Source organism: Streptomyces sp. T39 (genome assembly GCF_008042045.1).
Classification (GTDB): Bacteria; Actinomycetota; Actinomycetes; order Streptomycetales; family Streptomycetaceae; genus Streptomyces.
The window spans coordinates 1-633 of the sequence record NZ_RDBP01000227.1; the positions used below are offsets into that span (position 1 = coordinate 1).

Consider the following 633-nt stretch of genomic DNA (forward strand, 5'->3'; position numbering starts at 1 on the left):
CCCCTCCTCGCGGCCGGCGAGGACCCGGCCGCCCACCAGGAGGAGCTGGCCCGGTACGCGCGGTCCGCGGGGGTGAGCGGGCAGATGCGCGACGACTACCTCGATCTGTTCGGGGACGCCGGCCTGATCGGCAAACCGGCCGGGTCGGATCTGCGTTCGGGCCGCCGCAGCTACACGGTGTGCGCCGTCCTGGCCGCGACGAGCGGCGCGGAGCGTGAGCTGGTCGAGTCGGCGCTCGCCGGTCCCGGCTGTCCACCGGAGACCGTCGCCCGCATCCAGGACATCGCCCGGCACCACGGCGGATGTCCGCGCGCACCTGCTCGTCGACGCCGTGGTGCCGAGGAGGCGAGCGCGGTGGCGAAGGGCTGGCGGGGCCGCTGGCGGGACGACGCCGTCGAGTTCTTCGAGCGGCTGCCGCTGTGGGGTGCTCGGCGCGCCCTGTGACTCCCGGACGCGCCCGGTCCGGGTGCGTGGGGACAGGCGGTCGTCGACGGACCGCGGGCGGATGTGCGTACCGGGTCAGCCGGCGTCGCGGTCCCGGGCGTGCAGATGGCCTTCGAGAGGCTGCGGCGAGCGGGGCGGAAGCACGGCCCGCAGGACGTAGCCCGCTTTCTCGGCGACCCGGCAGGAGGC

The 633-nt window shown here is 76.0% G+C and carries 1 protein-coding gene; it reads left to right on the top strand.

What is annotated here, in order from left to right:
• Positions 1-444: polyprenyl synthetase family protein (locus tag EAO77_RS37355; protein WP_147992710.1), on the top strand; the 444-nt coding region annotated here is incomplete at its 5' end.
• Between the last annotated feature and the right edge of the window lie 189 nt (positions 445-633).